General features: G+C 72.8%; 20 protein-coding genes. 12 read left to right on the forward strand and 8 right to left on the reverse strand.

From position 1 onward, the window contains the following. The first annotated feature begins 88 nt into the window (after window positions 1–88). Window positions 89–2,254 (forward strand): RNA polymerase recycling motor ATPase HelR, encoded by a 2,166-nt coding sequence (gene helR, locus GGE06_RS34555; protein ID WP_184932638.1) that lies wholly within the window; start codon window positions 89–91, stop codon window positions 2,252–2,254. A gap of 43 nt (window positions 2,255–2,297) precedes the next feature. After that, the gene (locus tag GGE06_RS34560; protein WP_116160588.1) at window positions 2,298–2,732 is read left to right on the forward strand and encodes a VOC family protein; all 435 of its coding nucleotides are present in this window, start codon (window positions 2,298–2,300) and stop codon (window positions 2,730–2,732) included. A 73-nt stretch (window positions 2,733–2,805) separates the two neighbouring features. On the opposite strand, the gene GGE06_RS34565 is transcribed toward GGE06_RS34560, so the two are convergent. Further along, the gene (locus GGE06_RS34565) at window positions 2,806–3,240 is read right to left on the reverse strand and encodes an ML domain-containing protein (protein ID WP_181924618.1); all 435 of its coding nucleotides are present in this window, start codon (window positions 3,238–3,240) and stop codon (window positions 2,806–2,808) included. Between the two features lie 295 nt (window positions 3,241–3,535). Between GGE06_RS34565 and GGE06_RS34570 the strand changes: the two genes are divergently transcribed. Together GGE06_RS34570 and GGE06_RS34575 are read left to right on the forward strand one after the other, a co-directional pair. Further along, the gene (locus tag GGE06_RS34570; RefSeq protein ID WP_184932639.1) at window positions 3,536–4,348 is read left to right on the forward strand and encodes a helix-turn-helix domain-containing protein; all 813 of its coding nucleotides are present in this window, start codon (window positions 3,536–3,538) and stop codon (window positions 4,346–4,348) included. 141 nt (window positions 4,349–4,489) lie between these two features. Beyond that, the gene (locus GGE06_RS34575) at window positions 4,490–4,879 is read left to right on the forward strand and encodes a VOC family protein (RefSeq protein WP_184932640.1); all 390 of its coding nucleotides are present in this window, start codon (window positions 4,490–4,492) and stop codon (window positions 4,877–4,879) included. 117 nt (window positions 4,880–4,996) lie between these two features. Here the strand turns inward: GGE06_RS34575 and GGE06_RS34580 are convergent, their stop codons facing one another. Both GGE06_RS34580 and GGE06_RS34585 read right to left on the reverse strand, forming a co-directional pair. Next, window positions 4,997–5,203 (reverse strand): DUF397 domain-containing protein, encoded by a 207-nt coding sequence (locus GGE06_RS34580; protein ID WP_116160592.1) that lies wholly within the window; start codon window positions 5,201–5,203, stop codon window positions 4,997–4,999. Then, window positions 5,185–6,027 carry a helix-turn-helix domain-containing protein gene (locus GGE06_RS34585; RefSeq protein WP_184932641.1) on the reverse strand — a complete coding sequence of 281 codons (843 nt, stop codon included), beginning with the start codon at window positions 6,025–6,027 and terminating at the stop codon, window positions 5,185–5,187. The genes GGE06_RS34580 and GGE06_RS34585 overlap by 19 nt, the downstream gene beginning before the upstream one ends. 145 nt (window positions 6,028–6,172) lie before the next feature. On the opposite strand from GGE06_RS34585, the gene GGE06_RS34590 reads away from it, so the two are divergent. Next, window positions 6,173–6,544, forward strand: coding sequence for a hypothetical protein (locus GGE06_RS34590; protein WP_116160594.1), 372 nt, complete (start codon window positions 6,173–6,175; stop codon window positions 6,542–6,544). Here the strand turns inward: GGE06_RS34590 and GGE06_RS34595 are convergent. From GGE06_RS34595 to GGE06_RS34605, 3 genes are read right to left on the reverse strand one after another with little or no spacing between them, the layout of a single operon-like run. After that, window positions 6,541–7,146, reverse strand: a complete 606-nt coding sequence (locus tag GGE06_RS34595; protein ID WP_184932642.1) for a GNAT family N-acetyltransferase — start codon at window positions 7,144–7,146, stop codon at window positions 6,541–6,543. The genes GGE06_RS34590 and GGE06_RS34595 overlap by 4 nt on opposite strands. A 60-nt stretch (window positions 7,147–7,206) precedes the next feature. Continuing rightward, complete coding sequence (locus GGE06_RS34600) at window positions 7,207–7,788, reverse strand: HAAS signaling domain-containing protein (RefSeq protein WP_116160596.1); 582 nt, start codon at window positions 7,786–7,788, stop codon at window positions 7,207–7,209. Next, window positions 7,785–8,156 carry a PadR family transcriptional regulator gene (locus GGE06_RS34605; protein WP_116160597.1) on the reverse strand — a complete coding sequence of 124 codons (372 nt, stop codon included), beginning with the start codon at window positions 8,154–8,156 and terminating at the stop codon, window positions 7,785–7,787. The genes GGE06_RS34600 and GGE06_RS34605 overlap by 4 nt, the downstream gene beginning before the upstream one ends. Before the next feature lie 63 nt (window positions 8,157–8,219). On the opposite strand from GGE06_RS34605, the gene GGE06_RS34610 reads away from it, so the two are divergent. The 3 genes from GGE06_RS34610 to GGE06_RS34620 all read left to right on the forward strand — a co-directional run bounded on the left by GGE06_RS34610 (window position 8,220) and on the right by GGE06_RS34620 (window position 10,635). Further along, on the forward strand, window positions 8,220–8,948 hold the full coding sequence (locus GGE06_RS34610) for a DUF2625 domain-containing protein (protein WP_116160598.1): 729 nt from the start codon (window positions 8,220–8,222) through the stop codon (window positions 8,946–8,948). Between the two features lie 103 nt (window positions 8,949–9,051). After that, window positions 9,052–10,056 (forward strand): AraC-like ligand-binding domain-containing protein, encoded by a 1,005-nt coding sequence (locus tag GGE06_RS34615; RefSeq protein ID WP_184932643.1) that lies wholly within the window; start codon window positions 9,052–9,054, stop codon window positions 10,054–10,056. An 81-nt stretch (window positions 10,057–10,137) separates the two neighbouring features. Beyond that, a complete protein-coding gene (locus GGE06_RS34620; protein WP_220378539.1) occupies window positions 10,138–10,635 on the forward strand; it encodes a GNAT family N-acetyltransferase in 498 nt (165 codons plus the stop codon). A 9-nt stretch (window positions 10,636–10,644) separates the two neighbouring features. Here the strand turns inward: GGE06_RS34620 and GGE06_RS34625 are convergent, their stop codons facing one another. Next, on the reverse strand, window positions 10,645–13,005 hold the full coding sequence (locus GGE06_RS34625; protein WP_184932644.1) for a YfhO family protein: 2,361 nt from the start codon (window positions 13,003–13,005) through the stop codon (window positions 10,645–10,647). A gap of 126 nt (window positions 13,006–13,131) precedes the next feature. On the opposite strand from GGE06_RS34625, the gene GGE06_RS34630 reads away from it, so the two are divergent. The 3 genes from GGE06_RS34630 to GGE06_RS34640 all read left to right on the forward strand — a co-directional run bounded on the left by GGE06_RS34630 (window position 13,132) and on the right by GGE06_RS34640 (window position 16,023). Further along, window positions 13,132–14,115, forward strand: a complete 984-nt coding sequence (locus tag GGE06_RS34630; RefSeq protein WP_184932645.1) for a glycosyltransferase family 2 protein — start codon at window positions 13,132–13,134, stop codon at window positions 14,113–14,115. An 81-nt stretch (window positions 14,116–14,196) separates the two neighbouring features. Continuing rightward, window positions 14,197–14,841, forward strand: coding sequence for a SurA N-terminal domain-containing protein (locus GGE06_RS34635; RefSeq protein ID WP_116160602.1), 645 nt, complete (start codon window positions 14,197–14,199; stop codon window positions 14,839–14,841). Between the two features lie 216 nt (window positions 14,842–15,057). Further along, window positions 15,058–16,023 (forward strand): nucleoside triphosphate pyrophosphohydrolase, encoded by a 966-nt coding sequence (locus GGE06_RS34640; RefSeq protein ID WP_116160603.1) that lies wholly within the window; start codon window positions 15,058–15,060, stop codon window positions 16,021–16,023. Window positions 16,024–16,086: 63 nt separating this feature from the next. Here GGE06_RS34640 and GGE06_RS34645 read toward each other — a convergent pair whose 3' ends face one another. After that, window positions 16,087–17,301 (reverse strand): globin domain-containing protein, encoded by a 1,215-nt coding sequence (locus tag GGE06_RS34645; protein ID WP_116160604.1) that lies wholly within the window; start codon window positions 17,299–17,301, stop codon window positions 16,087–16,089. A 113-nt stretch (window positions 17,302–17,414) separates the two neighbouring features. Between GGE06_RS34645 and GGE06_RS34650 the strand changes: the two genes are divergently transcribed. After that, window positions 17,415–18,671 (forward strand): cytochrome P450 family protein, encoded by a 1,257-nt coding sequence (locus tag GGE06_RS34650; protein ID WP_184932662.1) that lies wholly within the window; start codon window positions 17,415–17,417, stop codon window positions 18,669–18,671. The last annotated feature ends 22 nt before the right edge of the window (window positions 18,672–18,693 follow it).

An 18,693-nucleotide genomic window follows, 5' to 3' on the forward strand; every position in this document is an offset into this window, starting at 1 on the left:
ACGGGGGGCCTTGCGGCAAGGCCCCCCTCGTGACGCAGAATCACTCCTCGAAGAAAGCCAGAAGCTGCGAAACCGGGGTATTCACTACATGACGTCCCTCATTGCCGGTGTGTTCGACCTCTCCGGCAACCTCTCTTCCAAGGCCGCTCCGGCGCTCATCGCCGCGGACGAGGAGCACTTCGCCGCCATCGCCCGCTGCCTCGACGAGACGATCGCCGAACTGTCGGCGCGGCTCGACGCCGAGCGGAAGGCGCCGGGCGGGGTCGGCCGGGAGGCGATGGACCGGGACGCGGAGATCCACCGGCTCTCCGGCCGCCTGCGGACCCTGCGCCGCTTCGGCCTCGACCTGTGCCTGGGCCGCGTGGTCGGCACGGAAGACGCGGAGGGCACGGCCGCCGATGAGCCCGTGTACATCGGGCGGCTCGGCCTCACCGACAGCACCGGCCGCCGGCTGCTCGTCGACTGGCGCTCCCCGGCGGCCGAACCGTTCTTCGCGGCGACGCACGCCAACCCCATGGGCCTGGCGAGCCGCCGCCGCTACCGCTGGTCCGGCGGCCGGATCACGGACTACTGGGACGAGGTCTTCACCGCCGACGGCCTCGAAGGGCATGCCGCGCTCGACGACCAGTCCGCGTTCATCGCGAGCCTGGGTGGCAACCGCTCGCCCCGGATGCGGGACGTGCTCGCCACGATCCAGTCCGACCAGGACGCCATCATCCGCGCGGGCTCGCGCGGCGCCCTCGTCGTCGACGGCGGCCCCGGTACGGGGAAGACGGTCGTCGCCCTGCACCGCACCGCGCACCTGCTCTACTCCGACCCGCGCCTCGGACACCGCCGGGGCGGCGTGCTGTTCGTCGGCCCGCACCAGCCCTACCTGAACTACGTCGCCGACGTCCTGCCCAGCCTCGGCGAGGAGGGCGTACGGACCTGCACCGTGCGCGACCTGGTCGCCGAGGGCGCGAAGGCGCGGCCGGAGTCCGACCCGGAGGTGGCCCGCCTGAAGTCGACGGCGGACATGGTGAAGGCGATCGAGAAGGCCGTGGCCTTCTACGAGGAGCCGCCCACCGAGGGCATGACCGTCTCCACCCACTGGTCGGACATCCGGCTGACGGCCGCCGACTGGGCGGAGGCCTTCGACGCGGCGGAGCCGGGCACCCCGCACAACGAGGCCCGCGATCAGATCTGGGAGCACCTCGTCTCGCTCCTCTACGACAAGTACGACGGCGAGGAGGTCCCGGAGGCCCAGTTCCGCAAGTCGCTGCGCCAGGACCGGGAGCTGACCGGCGCCCTCCACAGCGCGTGGCCGATGCTGGAGGCGGCCGACCTCGTCGGCGACCTGTGGACGGTCCCCGCGTACCTGCGGCTGTGCGCGCCCTGGCTGACCCCCGACGAGGTGAAGCGGCTGCGGCGCGCCGACGCCCAGGCGTGGACGGTCTCCGACCTGCCGCTCCTGGACGCGGCCCGGCAGCGGCTCGGCGACCCGGGCACGGCCCGGCTCAAGCTGCGGCGCAAGGCCACCGTCGCCGCCGAGCGCGAGCGCATGGCCGGCGTCATCGACAGCATCGTCGCGGCCGACGCCGACGGCGAGGGCGCGGTCACGATGCTGCGGGGCAAGGACCTCCAGGACAGCCTGATCGACGAGAGCGCCCTGCCGGACGCAGAACGGGAGCCGCTGGACGGCCCGTTCGCGCACATCGTGGTGGACGAGGCGCAGGAGCTGACCGACGCCGAGTGGCAGATGCTGCTGCTCCGCTGCCCGTCGAAGAGCTTCACGATCGTCGGCGACCGCGCCCAGGCCCGGCACGGCTTCACCGAGTCGTGGCGGGAGCGCCTGGAGCGGGCAGGCTTCGACCGCGTCGAGATGACGTCCCTGAGCATCAACTACCGCACGCCGGAAGAGGTCATGGCGGAGGCCGAGCCGGTCATCCGCGCCGCGCTCCCGGACGCCAACGTGCCGACGTCCATCCGCAGCAACGGGATCGCGGTCGCCCACGCCCCGGCCGCCGACCTGGACGGGATCCTCGACACCTGGCTCACCGAGAACGCCGAGGGCGTCGCCTGCGTCATCGGCGCCCCGGCGTTCGCGGAGCGCCCCCGGGTCCGCTCGCTCACCCCGTCCCTCTCCAAGGGCCTGGAGTTCGACCTGGTCGTCCTCGTCGACCCGGAGTCCTTCGGCGAGGGCATCGAGGGCGCGGTCGACCGGTACGTGGCGATGACCCGCGCGACCCGGCGCCTGGTGATCCTGACCACCTGAAAAGGAAATGAGCGCCGCCGGGTCCCCTTGCTACGGTGGCCGGATGGCATCGATCAAGGAATTCCAGGTCACGTTCGACTGCGCGGAGCCCATCCGCCTCGCCGCCTTCTGGTGCGAGGTGCTGGGATACGTCCTGCCGCCGGCCCCGGAGGGGTTCGCCACCTGGGAGGAGTACCGCCTTGCGACGCCGATCGAGGAGCAGGACGTCTACTTCGGGTGCACCGACCCCACGGGCAAGGGCCCGCGCGTGCTCTTCCAGCGCGTCCCCGAGGGCAAGGCCGTCAAGAACCGGGTCCACCTCGACGTACGCGCCGGCAAGGGCCTCGTGGGTGACGAGCGCCTGGCCACGCTTGAGGCCGAGTGCGAGCGCCTGGTGAAGCTCGGCGCGGTCCACCTGAAGACGCTGTACGCCGACGGCGAGAACGAGTCCTGCATCAACATGCAGGACATCGAGGGCAACGAGTTCTGCCTCGACTGAGCGCCCCGACGACGCGAAGCGGCCTCCACCCACGACGGGCGGAGGCCGCTTCGGCGTACCGGGGCCTGGGCTCCTAGGACGCGGTCGGCATGAAGTCGAAATCGAAGTCGAGCGCGGCCAGATCGTCTTCGTCGGCGGTGAAGGCCCGGAATTGGATCTTGAACCTGCCTTGCGGGATCTCCCGTGAGAGCTGCATGACGTAGGTCAGCTCCACGGGACCGGGCTTGATCGGCCCTCCGGCCGGGTCGGGCGTCGCGCTCCACCCCTCGGAGGACGAGCCGTTGCGCAGCTCCTCGAAGAGGTCGAACTGCTTGTGCAGCAGCTTGATGAGGCCCAGCTTGACGGTGAGGTCGAAGGAGGCGCCGTCCTCGATGGCGGTCTGGACGGTGCCCTTGATGACCATCTTCGCCTCGGCGCCGGGCTTCGGCGGGTCCGGGGTGACGGTGATGCTCTCGACCTGCAGCGCGTCCGTGGGGAGGCCGACGTTCGTGTAACTCCAACTGGTCATGTCGCGGAGCGTAGCGTGTCGGGTGCGTACCGTGCGCCGCGTCGAGCGGTCCCGCGACCCGGCTTGCGCCGACGTCCTTTAAGTACCGGGGGGAAGTACCAACCCCACCCCACCTGCTCTAAGCGGTCATCCTGAGGGGGCGTCACCCACACGAGCGAACCTCGCCAACTGGGCTGGATCTCGGGGCGGTTGCCTGGCATATGCTCGCGGCGACCTGAACTGAAAATGCTCGGCCCCCGACGGGACTCGGAATCCACGGCGGGGGCCTGGCCATCGAGGAAGTAGCGCTTCCCCCATGGGTACCCAGCACCTTAGCGCGCCCGTTTCCGGCGCGGGCGTCATCCACGCCAATGTCACCCACACGACGGGCTACACCGTCGTCGGCAACCACCTCACGCAGCACGAGCACCTCTCGCTCACCGCGATCGGCCTCGCCGCCCACATCCAGTCGCTGCCCGCAGGCTCCCGCATCGGCGTCAAGTGCCTCGCCGCGCGCTTCCCCGAGGGCGAGATCCGCGTCGCCGCCGCCCTCCGCGAGCTGGAGGCCCACGGCTACCTGTCCCGGACCCGTGAGCGCCTTCCGAGCGGCCGGATCGTGACCCGTACGGTCTCGTACAACAATCCGGGTGCGGTCGAGCCTCCGGAGCCGGATGCGGACCCTGACCCGGACCCCGAAAGGGACCCGGGGCCGGTACGGGACGAGACCCCTGCCGTCCCCCGGACCCCGGCCGCCGGGCTGCTGCTCGACCTCCGCCGCCACGACGCGCGCTTCCTGCTCTCCGAGCGGGACATCCGGCATCTGGCCCCGGCCGTCGACGCCTGGTTCGCCCGGGGCGCCACGCCCGACGCGGTCCGCCGCACCCTGCTGGCCACCCTCCCGGACCCCCTCAAGCACCCGGCGGGCCTGCTCTCCCACCGTCTGAACACTCTGCTGCCGCCCCCGCTCCCCACGGTGGCCCCCGCCCAGGGCCCGCCGCCCATCCAGACCTGCGTCACCTGCGAGGAGGTCGCCTTCCGCGCCTGGGAACCGGGCCGGTGCCCTGACTGCGAGGCGGACGCGGACGCGGAGGCGGCGGCGAGAGCCTGGCTCGCCGCCGACGCGGCGTAGACGCCCTTGCCGGCCGGATGCCGTCGGCTCACTCCGTAGACGACGGAATGACGACAGTACTAAGATCTACGGCGACATCGCGTGTCGGTCACCGGCTGGGTGAGGCATGGAGGTGTCGGGACATGCCTTCGGAGGCATTCCTTGTCAGTCGAGTTGAACCACACGATCGTCCACGCCCGGGACAACCGGGAGTCCGCGGAATTCTTCGCGAACCTGCTCAGCCTTGAGATCACCGCCGAATGGGGTCCGTTCATCGCGGTCGGCCTGAGCAACGGCGTCACGTTGGACTTCGCCACCGTCCCCGCGGACAGCATCACCCCTCAGCACTACGCCTTCTTGGTCTCCGAGGAGGAGTTCGACGCGGCGTACGCGCAGATCAGGCAGCGCGGCATCGAGCACTACGCCGACCCCCAGCGGAAGCAGCCCGGCACGATCAACCACAACGACGGCGGTCGTGGCGTGTACTTCATGGACCCGGCGGGTCACGCCATGGAACTCATCACCGTGCCGTACGGCGGCTGGACCTCGTAACCACACGCACCGAGGGCCGCACCCCCAGCGCGGAGTGCGGCCCTCAACCACTGCTTGTGCCCCATGTGATCGCCGCCGGCGCCCTGCGATGCCGACCCCGTTGCCCGGCGGGCACCATCAGGCGCCGATCCGCCCGCCCTTGACCCCGGCGACGAAGGAGGACCAGGCGGCGGCCCCGAAGGCGAGCGTGGGGCCGGTGGGGTTCTTGGAGTCGCGGACGGGGATGTGGGGGAAGTCGTCGGCGACCTCAAGGCAGTTGCCGCCGTCGTTGTTGCTGTAGGAGCTCTTGCGCCACGTGACGCTGCTCAGGCCGACGGCTCGCACGATGCTTCCTCCAAATTCCACATGATGAACTTCCGTGAATCCGCCGGGGAAAGCGCCAGATCACGGACCCGATCGTAGAGGAGTTGCAGTCGCTCGACGGCTGCCGGTTCCTCCACGAGGTCACCTGAGTGGCCCGTCTCCACCCAGGCCACCGGGCGTCCGTCCGTCAGTCGTAGGAACATCACGTCAGTGGTGGTCAGCGCGTGCGGGCCGGCGGCGTGCGGCATGACCTGGATCGTGATGTTCCGGCGCTCGCCCATCGTCAGCAGGTGCTCCAACTGCTCGCGCCATGCGGTGAGATCCGGCAGTGCTGTGCGGAGCACCGTCTCCGACAGGATGGCTCGGAACGGCGGTGCGTCGTCTCCTGTCAGGAGCTCGCGGCGGCCTATCCGCGCTTCCACCTGAGCGGTCAGTTCCTCGCCGTCCATGCCGCTCGTCGCCAGGAAGGTCCGAGCGTAGGCGGGCGTCTGGAGGAGGCCCGGCACGGCCCCCAGCGCGTAGTACCAGAGGCTCATCGCCTCCGCCTCCAGCGTCATGTACCTCCGGTACCGCTCCTTGAACTGCGTTGGGTCCCCCACCGCCGGCTCCCACAACGCCAACAGCATCCGCCCCGTCCCGTAGTACTGGTCCAGCGCCTGGACCACCTCCGGGCCGCCCAGCGTCTCGCCCTTCTCCATCTTCGAGAACAGCGACCAGTCCCAGCCCGCCACCTCGCCCAGCTTCCGCAGGCTCAGGCCCCGTTCGGTGCGGAGTGACTTCAGCTCCTCCGCGAACCGCTTCCGCGGTTCTTGGCTGCGGCCCGTCACCACCCGTCTCGCCGGCATCGCGCGCACTCCCTTGTGGAAGATGTGGAACTACCCGCGCGACCTGCGGAAGTACGGCCCGCCACCGCTCCGGGTTCCCTGTTTCCCGGTCCATTCTCGTAGCGTCGGGATCACAGAGGGTAGTCCAGTGGAGGAGGCGGTATCCATGGAACCGGGAGCTTGGGTCTACGACCAAGTGGCGTGTGCGGTCGGTGAGTTCAAGGGGGCCGCCGGGCCCTACGTGATGCTCCGGCCGGTCGGCGGCGGGCGCGAGTGGCAGGCGGACCCCGCCGATGTGCGCCCGGCGACGCCCGCCGAGCGGCTGAGCGCCGGCGTGCGGGCGGCCAACGGGAGGGCCGGGGCGGGGGCGCCGGGGCCCGTGCCCGACCTGAGCCGCCCGCCGGAGCCCGTACCGCACTGTGTCGCGTGTGCGCTGCTCGTACGGGACCGGCGGGAGGCCCGGGAACGGTTCGACCACAGTGCGGTGACGGACGCGAACGTGCTGCTCCGGCGCCACCTGTGGCAGGACCATCCCTAGCCGCGGGGGTCCCGCTTCATGGACCACAGGACCGGGCCGCCGCCCGGGAGGGCGAACTCGTCGCGCACGACGAAGCCGAAGTGCTCGTAGACCGGCAGGTTGTCCGGCTTGGAGGACTCCAGGTAGACCGGCAGGCCCGCCGCGTCGGCCTTCGCGAGGCCCGAGCGGAGGAGGGCCGAGCCGTGGCCCTGGCCCCGGGCGGCGGGGTCGGCGCCGATCAGGGCGAGGTACCAGTGGGGTTCCGTCGGGCCGTGCTCGGCGGCGGCCATCACCGCCTGTTGGAAGACCGGGGTGCGGTCGCCGAGGATCTCCACGAGCTGCTGGATCGTGTCCGCGTCGGGGACGGCCTTGTCCGCGCCTTCGGGCGACACCCAGAAGGCGGCCGCGGACCCGGTCCGCTCGCAGACGCCGTGCAGGCCGTACTGCCGGGTGAAGAGGGTCGTGAAGTAGCGGTCGAGGTCCGCCTCGCGCGTCGCCTCGTCGGGGAAGAACCAGCGCATCATCGGGTCGTCGCCGAAGGCGGAGGCCAGGGTGCGGCCGACCATGTGGGCGTCGTCGATCGTGGTCGGTATCGGTGTGTTCGACAGGGTCATACGGGTCATTCTGCACCCGGGATGATCTTGGTCGGGGAGGGGGGCGGGCCCTCCCTGTTCCGTTCCTGGTCAGGCGGCCTTGGGCAGGGCGCGGAGCAGGCGCACCGCCGCCGTGGCGGGCAGGGCGATGCCCACGGCCAGGACCGCGAGCAGCTCCATCACGCCGAAGCGGCCGGAGAGGAGGAAGGCGCCGAGCAGCACCACGACCGGGGTCGCGACGGTGAGGGCGGTGGCCAGGACCTTGGTGTCCCGGTCCCACGCGTCGGAGGTCCAGAGCAGGGCGAGGCCCACGATCAGGGCGGCCGCCGAGGGGAGGGAGCCGGCGATCCCGGCGAAGCCGGTGACGCCGATCAGGACGGCGGTGATGGTGTGACGGGTGCGATTCGGGGGCTTGGGGGCGACCGCCGTGGTCGCCGCCGCCGCGGCCTCCGGCTCCTCCGCGCGGGCGGCGGCCGCGATGGCGGCGGGGCTGCCGAGCCGTTCGAGGGCCGTGCGGACGGCCTGCGGGTCCTGCTCGTCCCCGACGGCGACCGCGAGGTGTTCGCGCAGGTCGGCGAGGAGTTCTTCGCGGCGCCCCGCGGGCAGGAAGGACGCCTCCCGCTCGACCGTGGACAGGTAGTCGGTCACGAGGGGGTGTTCGGTGCCGGTCATGCGGAGCCTCCGTGGGGTGCGGTCAGGAAGTGGTCGACGCCGTCGCGGAAGCGCGGCCAGCTCTCGGCGAACTCTGCGAGCGCGGTCCTGCCGGGCGTGGTGAGCGTGTAGTAGCGGCGGGCGGGGCCGGTGGCCGACTCGCGCAGCTCGGTGTCGACGAGCCCGTCGCGGCGGAGCCGGGACAGCAGGGGGTAGATCGTGCCCTGGCTGGTGGTCATGACGCTCACCGCGGCCAGCTCGTCGAGGATCTCGACGCCGTAGCGCGGGCCGTCGCGCAGCAGGGCCAGGACGCAGTACTCCAGTACGCCCTTGCGCAGCTGACTGGCGACCTTTCCGGTCGCCTCTGATCTTGCTTCGCCAGGAACCATGTAATGCAAGATACCCCCGAGAGGGCCGTCGATCAACGAAGAACGGCGTGCGACGATGGCCGTGTGCGTGAACTGAGCGAGCTGACCGAGGTCGACGAGCCGGCGTGGCCGCTGCTCGAAGCGGAGCTGCGGGCGGCGAAGGTGCCCGTCGAGGTCCTCGACGCCGACCCCGGGCGGGCGGCGGCCACGCTCCACCAGACGCAGGTCACCGTCCGCTCGTACCTGGGCGCGTTCCTCTTCCGCACCGGCGGTGCGCTCGTCGACGACGGCTGGCTGCGGGTGTACGGCAGCCCGGCCGCCCACAACGACCGGCGCCTGCCCGGCCTCGCCCGGGTCAACGGCTACCCCGGCGCGCCCGACCCCGCCTGGCGGCCCGCCGGCGGGCTCGTCGTCGCGCACGACGTGCTCGGCGGGGCCTTCGCGATCCAGGGCGGCACGGCGGAGGAGACCGGACTCCCGGGCAGCCCCGGCGAGATGGTCTACTTCGCGCCCGACTCGCTGCGCTGGGACGCGATCGGCGCCGGCTACGGGGCCTGGCTGTCGTGGGTGCTCGCCGGGGGCGTCGAGGAGTTCTACGAGGGGCTGCGCTGGCCCGGCTGGCGGGACGAGGTGCCGAGCCTCACCGGCGGCGAGGGGCTCAGCCTCTACCCGCCCCTGTGGTCCGTCGAGGCGCACCAGGACCTGGCCGGAACGAGCCGCGCGGTGGTGCCGCTGGGGGAGCTGCTCGGCTTCGCGAAGGAGACGAGCCTGCAACTGGACGGGGTCGACCCGGGGTTCCTGGGCGACGCGTAGGACCCTCCGCGTCGCCACGCCGGGCGGGAAACCCTGCGACAAACGCCTTCGCGCCGCTGCATTCTGGCCGCTGACTGACGGCAAGATCGATCGGGGGCGTGCGATGTGGTCAGTGGTCTCGGCAGGGGAGTTGCCCGCGCGGGAACGGTTCGACTGGTTCGCCGACCTGGTCTCGCGGGAGGTGATGCCCACCGCGCTCAGCGTCGAGCGGCCCGCCGACTTCCAGGCCGAGGCGGCCGTCCTGGACCTCAAGACCGTGCGCGTCGCGCGGTTCTCCTTCTCGCCCCTGCGGTCCCGTCGTACGCCCGCGCTGATCCGGCGCGGCGACCCGGAGCAGTACCAGCTGGGACTGATGCGGCGCGGCGCCACCTTCATGTCCCAGCACCGGAACGACTGCAACGTCGGCGCGGGCGACCTGGTCTTCTGGGACACCTCGCGGCCCTCCGACGCGGCCATGCCGACCGACTCGGGGCCCGTGCAGCTGACCATGCTGCAACTCCCGCGTGACGTCCTGCCGTTGCGCACCCGGCGGATCGACCGGCTGCTCGCCAGCCGGATCCCCGGCGGGCACGGGCTCGGGGCGGTCCTCGCCGCCTTCCTCGCGTCCCTGGAGGGCCACGCCGGGCAGTGCGCGCCCGAGGACCTGCCGCGGCTCGGCTCCGTCGTCGTCGACCTGGCAGCGGCCTGCCTGGCCCAGAACCTCGACGTCGAGGAGCAGTTGCCCGTCGAGGCCCGGGCGCGGGCGCTCCTCCAGCGGATCCACACCTTCGTCGACGCCCACCTCGGCGACCCCGACCTCACGCCGGCGGCCGTCGCGGCCGCCCACCACATCTCCGTACGGACCCTGCACCAGCTGTTCCAGGCGCACGGCGACGGGGAGACCGTCCGGGCCCGCGTCCGGCGGCGCCGTCTGGAACGGTGCCGCGACGACCTCGCCCGTCCCGGCCTTCCGGTGCAGGCCGTCGCCGCGCGCTGGGGGTTCAGCGGACCGGCCGTCTTCAGCCGGGCCTTCCGGGAGGCGTACGGGCTCAGCCCCACCGAGTTCCGCGCGCTGAGCGTCAAGGAGGCCCGCGCCGGGCGCACAGCGGGCCGGGCGGCGGCTCCCTAGGCTCGGAGCCGTTCGACCGACGACGGGAGGAGGGACGACAATGACCGGGAACAACGGCCAAGGGATCTGGGACTTCGACGCGTGAAGACCACCATCGTGAGGACACGGCGGCTCGACCTCGTGCCGCTCGCCGTCGCGCACGCCGATGAGATGGCCAGGGTGCTCGCCGACTCCACCCTGCACACCTTCATCGGCGGCGCGCCGCTCACCGCGCCCGAACTCCGCGCGCGGTACGAGCGGCTGACCGCCGGGTCGCCCGACCCGGCGGTCGTCTGGTGCAACTGGGTGCTGCGACTCCGCGCCGAGGCCCGGCTCACCGGGACCGTCCAGGCGACGGTCACCGACGACGGTCGTACCGCCGAGATCGCCTGGATCGTCGGAACGCCCTGGCAGGGCCGGGGCCTGGCCCGAGAGGCGGCCGAAGCCCTCGTCGCCCTGCTCGTGGACCGAGGCGTCCACACGGTCGTCGCCCACGTCCACCCCGACCACACGGCCTCAGCCGCCGTCGCCCGGGCGTCCGGCCTCACACCCACGGACGAGGAACAGGACGGCGAGGTCCGCTGGGAGCTGCGGCGGTGAGCGCGGTCGTCAGTGAGGCGCTCGCCGGTTCCTGACCCGCACCACGAGCACGCCCAGGAGCCCCAGTGCCGCCAGGGCGCCTGCGGTCAGGCCTGTGCGGAGGCCCGGGGGGTGGAACGTGCACGAGAGGGTGCCGTTGCGGGTCGGGGCGGCGAGGAGGCCGCCGTACGCGAGGGGGGTCGTGCCGTTGCACCGCCAGCCCGCGAGGCGCGGCGTCGCCACGACCGCCGTGCCCGTGGTGCCCGGGGGGAGGGTGGCGCGGATGCCGTCCGAGGTGACCTGGATCGACGTGGCCGCGTGGGTGCGGAGGGCCGTCACCGCGGCGCGGAGGCGGTCGTGGTCCAGGCAGCCGAGTTCGCCGGGGCCCGGGAGGGTCGGCTTCAGGCCGGGGACGCGCTGGACGCCCAGGGACGTCAGGGCCGCGCGGCGCTTCGGCCGGCCTCCCAGGAGGTGGGTCTCGCGGTCGCCGAGGCGGGCCGTGCCCGTCGCGTCCGGGGCCCAGAGGAAGACCTCCGTACCGACGCGGCACGCGCCCGCGTGCGGGGGCTCGTAGACCTCGGCCCCCAGGAGGAGTTCCTGGTTGCGGAAGGGGGACGTGCCGTAGACCGGGGGCGGGCCGGAAGGCCGTACCGTCACCAGCGGCAGGTACCCGTCCGTACGGACCACCTCGCCGTCCCGCCACCGCGCGCCCACCCCGAACAGCGCGTCCGTCACCGGGTTGTCCAGGCTCAGCAGGTTCCGGCCGCGCGAGGTCCAGCCGCCGCCCAGCGCGGCCAGGGTCTCCGTCAGGACCGCCGGGGTGTGGCTGCTGTAGTACGCGGCGCCCTGGCCGCCCAGGAGCAGCGGATCGTTGCCCGCGACCCGGGGCAGCCCCGAGTCCGTGCGGTACGCGGGCCAGCCGTCGGCCGCCGCGAGCGCCGCCGCCCGCCGCTCGTGCTCCGCGCCCCACGGCGGGTAGTCGTCGAGCCGGACCAGCCGCTCCCGGTCCGCGTACGCCGTCGTCGCCGCCGCCTGGCCGAGGAGGCTGCCCGACACGAGGAGCGCGGCGAGCAGGCCGTACCGGCCCCGGCGCGGGAGGAGCAGCGCCCCCGCCACCGCCGCCAGGCCCGCGCCCGCGAGGAGCAGCGACCAGGAGGTGACGAGCGCGCTCGGCAGCGCCCCGGCCGCGAGGGCCAGGACGACCGCCGTCCCGCCGAGCAGCGACCGCCGGTCCGGGAGGCCGTGCGCGAGGCCGGTCCAGGCGGCGAGCACGAGGATGCCGGACAGGACGAACGTCTGCCGGTACGGGCTGCCGTTCGGGGTGGCGAAGACGTGCCACAGCAGGTGTGTCGGGGCCCACTGCATCGACAGCGCCACCGCCGCGCACAGACCGCCCCACAGCCACCGCTCCCGGCCCGGCGCGTCCCGGCGGAACAGCAGCGCCCCCGCGAGCAGCGGCACCGCCGTGCCGACGAAGGCCGCCGGGGTCGCGAAGCTGTACGTCACGGGGAGCAGCCGGGCGAGGAAGTCCGTGCCGGTCGCCGGCACGAAGTCCCGGACCACGCCCGGGTAAGCGTGCCGGGAGCCGAGGAAGACGGGGACGAGGACGGGGGCCGCGAGGCCGATCCCGAGCACGGTCGTCACCGCCGCCCGGAGCAGCGTCCGCCACCGGAACGAGTCCGTGAGCGCCAGGCGGACCAGGAGCACGAGCGCGGCGCCCAGCGTCGCCATGTACGCCGTGTAGAAGTTCGCGAGCCAGCAGACCGCCACGACCAGGGCCCCCAGGAGCGGCCGCCGGCCCTCCCGTACCCACTCGCCCACCAGGCAGAGCAGCGGGAAGGCGATCAGGCCGTCCAGCCACATCGGGTTGTACGTGCCCTCCGCGAGCGACCAGCCGCACAGCGCGTACGAGGCGCCGAGCACGGACGCCCACCACCACACGCCCGCCGGGCCGGTCCGCCGCAGCAGGAACGTCATCGCCGCCGCCGCGACCGCCGTCTTCAGGACCGTGATCCCGTACACCGCGTACTCGATGTCGCCGCGCGGGAAGAGCGCGACCAGCGGCGCGAAGGGGCTCGACAGATAGGTGCCGTAGTCGGGCAGGAAGCTCGTGCCCCAGCCGGCCTGCCAGTCGAGCAGCAGCCCGCCGTCCGCCCGGCCCCGCAGCAGGTCCCACAGGTGCGCGTGGAACGGCACGAACTGGTTGGCGAGGTCGTTCACGGCCCGGTGGCGCGACCCGAAGGGGAACACCCGGGCGACGGCGTCCCCGCCGCAGACGGCGAGGACGGCGAGGAGCGAGGCGAGGGCGGGTGCGAGAGCCGGTGACCGGATGCCGGCGGGAAGGGCGGCGGGGAGGACGGTGCGCGGCTGGGAGCGTGTGGCGTTCGGCATGACGGATCGAATATGACAGCGGACCGACCGGGACGGACCGGTCCGCCGGACCAGTTCACGCGATGGCCTTCTGAAGGTCATCCACCCGGACCGGCCGGGACACCGGGCTCCGTTGTCGTGGGCCGCGTGCTGCTCTCGATCGTCGTCCCGTGCTTCAACGAGGAGGACGTCCTCGCCCGCTTCCACGACCACGTCACCGCCGAACTCGCCCGTCTCGACGGGGACTTCGAGCTCGTGTACGTGGACGACGGAAGCCGGGACGGGACCCTCCCGCTCCTCCAGGAGCTCGCCGGGCGTGACCCGGACCGCGCCCGCTACCTCTCCTTCAGCCGGAACTTCGGCAAGGAGGCCGCGATGCTCGCCGGACTCCGGCACGCCGCCGGCGACGCCGTCGTGATCATGGACGCCGACCTCCAGCACCCGCCGGAGCTCGTGCACCGCATGGTCGCCCTGCACGCCGAGGGGTACGACCAGGTCGTCGCCCGCCGCACCCGCGAGGGCGACCGGGTCACCCGTACCCTCACCGCCCGGATCTACTACTGGGCGATCAACAGGCTCGTCGACGTCGAGCTCGTCGACGGCGTCGGCGACTTCCGGCTGCTCTCCCGCCGCACCGTCGACGCGGTCCTCGACCTCGGCGAGTACAACCGCTTCTCCAAGGGCCTCTTCTCCTGGGTCGGCTTCCGCACCACGACGTTCTCCTACGAGAACGCCGTCCGCGAACAGGGCCGCTCCAAGTGGACCTTCGGCAAGCTCCTCAACTACGGCCTCGACGGACTCCTCTCCTTCAACAACAAGCCCCTGCGGGCCGCCGTCCACCTCGGCCTCCTCCTCACCGTCGTCGCCCTCGGCTACGCGGCCTGGATCGTCGGCGACGCCCTGGTCAACGGCGTCACCACCCCCGGCTACGTCACCCTCCTCGTCGCCGTCACCGCCCTCGCCGGGGTGCAGATGGTGATGGCCGGGCTGATCGGCGAGTACGTCGGACGCATCTACTACGAGGTGAAGCGGCGGCCGCACTATCTGCTGAAGGAGACGGGCGGAGGTGCGAATCCGGCCGACACCCGGGTGACGGGTGAGTCGTTGTGGGAAACAGTCGCTCCGAAGTAGTGGCTCCGGCCCCGGCGACTCCCTACCATCGATCACCGCAAGGTCGTTCAACGTGACGCACGACCAGCCCGGGAGGCTCCTTTGCACCGCCGCACTGCGCTCACCGTCTCCGCCGCCCTCCTCGCCGCGGGCCCGCTGCTCACCGCCTGCGGCAACGACGCCCACCCAGGGGCGGCGGCCGTCGTCGGCGGCGAACGGATCGAGGTGTCCAGCCTCCAGGCACAGGTCGAGGACGTACGGGACGCGCAGGCGGCCTCGCCGCAGTCCGCGCAGCTCGTCGCGGCGACCGGCGACCTCAGCCGCCGCAAGCTCAACGTCATGATCTTCGACCGGGTCGTCGACAAGGTCGCCCGGGACCACGGCGTCACCGCCACCCGCGCCGAGCTCCAGCAGACCCGGGACTCCTTCGTCCGCCAGGGCGGCGGCGAGGACCAGCTCAAGGCCGTCCTCCTCCAGGAGCAGGGCGTCGCGCCCGACCAGATCGACGACTTCGTCCGCCGCAACGTCCTCATGAACAAGATCGCCCAGAAGCTGGGCGTCACCGAGAACGCCGAGGGCCAGAAGAAGCTGACGGACGTCTTCTCCGCCGCCTCCAAGGACCTCGGCATCGACGTGAACCCGCGGTACGGCCGCTGGGACGACGCCCAGGTCCGCCTCTCCGACACCACGGCCCCCTGGCTCCGCCAGATCACCCAGGACCCGGCGGCCGTCCCGGCGGGAGCGTAGGGGGGCGCCCGGCGGATCAGGGGCGGGTCCGCGACGCCTGGCACGGCACCTCGCCGCGTTGCCGAAACGACCTAATAGCTCCGCTATGAGGACGCTCCGGCGCCTTGCGATGCGTCCCCTCGGCCCTGGCGGGCCTGGGGAGACCCCATGCACCAGACGCCGCGGCCTTTCCGCCCCTGATCCGCCGGGCGCCCCCACCCGGGGTAGGTTCGAGGGGTGACTTCTGAGAGCCCCGGCCGCATCGTCCTGCTCACCGCCAGCCACCGCGTGGCGCCCGGACTGCTGTCCTGGCCCGCCTGGCAGGCGCTGCACGGAGCCGACCGGGTGCTCTGCCCCGACGAGGACCACCCCCAGCTGCCGTACCTGCGGGAGGCCGGCGTCGCCGTCGAGCACCTCCGGCCCACCGCGGAGGAGCTCGTCGAGGCCTGCGCCGGAGGCCGTACGGTCCTGCTGCTGCCCTCCGGCGAGGGGGACCGGGCGCTGACCGACGGCCTCGCCCGGCTCGCCGGCTCCGGCCGCGTGTCCATGCCCGACCTGGAGCTGCTGCCCGGCTCGTACGACCTGCCCGGCGCCCGCCTCCTCGACCTCGTGCAGATCATGGACCGCATCCGCCGCGAGTGCCCCTGGACCTCGCGCCAGACCCACCAGGGGCTCGCCAAGTACGCCATCGAGGAGGCGTACGAACTGGTCGAGGCGATCGAGGAGGGCGACCGGCGGGAGCTGCGCGAGGAGCTCGGGGACGTCCTGCTCCAGGTCGTCTTCCACGCCCGGATCGCCGAGGAGGACGCGGAGGAGCCGTTCTCCGTGGACGACGTCGCCGGGACGCTCGTCGAGAAGCTGATCCACCGGCACCCGCACGTCTTCGGGGACGCGACCGCCGAGACCCCCGAGGACGTCCACGCGCACTGGCTGCGCACCAAGGCGATCGAGAAGCAGCGGGAGTCCGTCACGGACGGGGTGCCGCTCGGGCAGCCGGGACTCGCGCTCGCCGCGAAGCTCGCGGGGCGGGTCCGGACGGCGGGCCTCGACGTGAAGCTCCCGGCGGCCGAGGGCATCGGCTACGAACTGCTCGCCCTCGCCGCCCGCGCCGACGCGGCCGGCGTGGACCCGGAGGCGGCGCTGCGGGCCGCCGCCCGGACGTACCGGGACGCGATCCGCGCGGCGGAGGGCCTGGACGGCTAGGGCCGGTCTTCCGGTCTTCCGGTCAGGCCGGATCGCGCGGGGGAGGGCCTGGACGGCCAGGGCCTAGGCCCGGTCGCGCGGCGCCCGGGCCTCGGGGTTGTGCCAGAGGGGGGCCGGGGGGCCCAGGAGGCGTTCGGCGGCGGTGTTCGGGCGGGTGCTGAAGCGGCCGACGGACGGCAGGGCGTCGTGGTGGATCCGCGCCGGGTCGGTGCCCAGCTCCTCCAGGACCTCGGCGACCTCCGCCACGAACGCCGGCGGACCGGCGAGGTACACATCGTGCGCCGCCCAGTGGACGCACGCCCGCAGCGCCTGGAGCAGCCGCTCCGTCGCCTGGTCCCTGCGCTGGCGGGGCGCGGCCGTGATGTAGGTGACGCTGAGGCCGGGGAGGTGTTCCTTCAGGAGCTCGGCGTCCTCGCGCCCGTACAGGTACTCCTTCGCGCGGGCCACCACGAACAGCCGGCCCTCAAGCTCCGGCTCGGCCTCGGCGGCCTCCACGAGCAGCGCCCGCACCGGGGCCCAGCCCGTGCCCCCGCATATATAGGTGCGCAGTCCGCCCGGCGGGGTCCGCGCGGTGAGCCCGCCGCCGGGCGCGCTGAGCCGCAGCACCTCGCCCGGGCCCGTCTCCTCGACCAGCGCCGTGCTCATCGCGCCGCCCGCGATCCGGCTCACGTGCAGCTCCAGCGTGCCGTCCGGGCGGGGCGCGTCGGCGAGGGAGTAGGTGCGCCAGACGCGCGGGACCCGCAGCGAGCTGACGCTGACGTACTGGCCGGGGCGGAACGGCATCGGCTGCCGGGGGCGGAGGGTCAGGACGGCGAGGTCGTCGCCGTACCGCTCGTGCCGGACGACGTCCGCGTCCCACCACGCGGGCTCCCCGGCCTTCGCCGCCGTGTCGGCGCCCGCCAGCATCAGATCGGCGACGTGCCCGTACGCCTCGGTCCAGGCCTTCTCCGCCTCGATCGTCCAGACGGCACCGGCGGCGTACGCGAACGCGGCGAGCAGGCTCTGCCCGACGGCCGCGTACAGCGCGGGGGAGGCGAGGAACTTGCGGTGGTCGCGGCCCAGCTGGCCGAGGTAGCCGGCGAGCCCGGGGTCCTCCAGGTGCGTCACCACGTGCGTGAGCGCCGCGAAGAGCCGGTCCCGCTGGGGGAGCATGTCCTCGGGAAAGAGCTCGCGCACCCCGGGGTTGTTCCAGAAGAGGTGCGAGTAGAAGAACGTGACGGCGTGCTCGGCCCGTCTCTCGACGACCGCGAACGTGCTTCTGAGCAGCTGGGGATCCACTGGCAAGAATCTAGGGCACAACCCGCACCGTTTGATCACATCTTCTCCTTGAATGGGCCGCAGGGGGCGCCCTGTACGGTCGTGCCGTGAGTACGACCCCCGGCCCCGCCCCCATGCCCGAGCTCTTCACCTGGGAGTTCGCGAGCGACCCGTACCCCGCCTACGCCTGGCTGCGGGAGCATGCGCCCGTCCACCGGACGACGCTGCCCAGCGGCGTCGAGGCCTGGCTCGTGACGCGGTACGCGGACGCCCGGCAGGCCCTCGCCGACCAGCGGCTCTCCAAGAACCCCGCGCACCACGACGAGTCCCCGCACGCGAAGGGGAAGACGGGCATCCCGGGCGAGCGCAAGGCCGAGCTGATGACGCATCTGCTCAACATCGACCCGCCGGACCACACCCGGCTGCGGCGGCTCGTCTCGAAGGCCTTCACCCCGCGCCGGGTCGCCGAGTTCACCCCGCGCGTGCAGGAGCTGACCGACCGGCTCATCGACTCCTTCGTGGAGCGGGGGAGCGCCGACCTCATCCACGAGTTCGCCTTCCCGCTGCCGATCTACGCGATCTGCGACCTCCTCGGCGTGCCGGCGGAGGACCAGGACGACTTCCGGGACTGGGCCGGGATGATGGTCCGGCACGGCGGCGGGCCGCGCGGCGGGGTCGCCCGGTCGGTGAAGAAGATGCGCGGCTATCTCGCCGAGCTCATCCACCGAAAGCGAGAGGACCCGGGGGACGACCTCATCTCGGGGCTCATCAAGGCCTCCGACCACGGTGAGCACCTCACCGAGAACGAGGCCGCCGCCATGGCCTTCATCCTCCTGTTCGCCGGCTTCGAGACGACCGTCAACCTCATCGGCAACGGCGTCTACCAGCTCCTCCGCCACCCCGGGCAGCGCGAGCGGCTCCAGGCCTCGCTCGCCGCCGGGGAGACCGGGCTCCTGGAGACCGGCGTCGAGGAGCTGCTGCGGTACGACGGGCCCGTGGAGATGGCGACCTGGCGGTACGCGACGCGGGCGCTGACCATCGGCGGGCAGGAGATCCCGGCGGGCGACCCGGTGCTCGTGGTCCTCGCCGCCGCCGACCGGGACCCGGAGCGCTTCGACGGTCCCGACACCCTCGACCTCGCCCGGCGCGACAACCAGCACCTCGGCTACGGGCACGGCATCCACTACTGCCTGGGCGCGCCGCTCGCCCGCCTCGAAGGGCAGACGGCGATCGCGACGCTGCTGACTCGCCTGCCGGACCTGCGACTTGCCGCCGATCCGGCCGAACTGCGGTGGCGCGGCGGGCTCATCATGCGTGGTTTGCGCACGCTTCCGGTGGAGTTCTCCCCTTCCGTACCGGTCCTGGCTACTGAGGATCCGTCAGGAATGTGATCTTCGCGTGATCGTGGCGCCA

It is taken from the genome of Streptomyces nymphaeiformis (genome assembly GCF_014203895.1).
GTDB classification, from domain to species: domain Bacteria; phylum Actinomycetota; class Actinomycetes; order Streptomycetales; family Streptomycetaceae; genus Streptomyces; species Streptomyces nymphaeiformis.

Excerpts from the sequence above, each read along its gene's own strand:
- helR (WP_184932638.1), top strand. The coding sequence starts at position 89 with ATGACGTCCCTCATTGCCGGTGTGTTCGACCTCTCCGGCAACCTCTCT.
- GGE06_RS34560 (WP_116160588.1), top strand. The coding sequence starts at position 2,298 with ATGGCATCGATCAAGGAATTCCAGGTCACGTTCGACTGCGCGGAGCCC.
- GGE06_RS34565 (WP_181924618.1), bottom strand. The coding sequence starts at position 3,240 with ATGACCAGTTGGAGTTACACGAACGTCGGCCTCCCCACGGACGCGCTG.
- GGE06_RS34570 (WP_184932639.1), top strand. The coding sequence starts at position 3,536 with ATGGGTACCCAGCACCTTAGCGCGCCCGTTTCCGGCGCGGGCGTCATC.
- GGE06_RS34585 (WP_184932641.1), bottom strand. The coding sequence starts at position 6,027 with ATGCCGGCGAGACGGGTGGTGACGGGCCGCAGCCAAGAACCGCGGAAG.
- GGE06_RS34590 (WP_116160594.1), top strand. The coding sequence starts at position 6,173 with ATGGAACCGGGAGCTTGGGTCTACGACCAAGTGGCGTGTGCGGTCGGT.
- GGE06_RS34595 (WP_184932642.1), bottom strand. The coding sequence starts at position 7,146 with ATGACCCGTATGACCCTGTCGAACACACCGATACCGACCACGATCGAC.
- GGE06_RS34600 (WP_116160596.1), bottom strand. The coding sequence starts at position 7,788 with ATGACCGGCACCGAACACCCCCTCGTGACCGACTACCTGTCCACGGTC.
- GGE06_RS34605 (WP_116160597.1), bottom strand. The coding sequence starts at position 8,156 with ATGGTTCCTGGCGAAGCAAGATCAGAGGCGACCGGAAAGGTCGCCAGT.
- GGE06_RS34615 (WP_184932643.1), top strand. The coding sequence starts at position 9,052 with ATGTGGTCAGTGGTCTCGGCAGGGGAGTTGCCCGCGCGGGAACGGTTC.
- GGE06_RS34625 (WP_184932644.1), bottom strand. The coding sequence starts at position 13,005 with ATGCCGAACGCCACACGCTCCCAGCCGCGCACCGTCCTCCCCGCCGCC.
- GGE06_RS34650 (WP_184932662.1), top strand. The coding sequence starts at position 17,415 with ATGCCCGAGCTCTTCACCTGGGAGTTCGCGAGCGACCCGTACCCCGCC.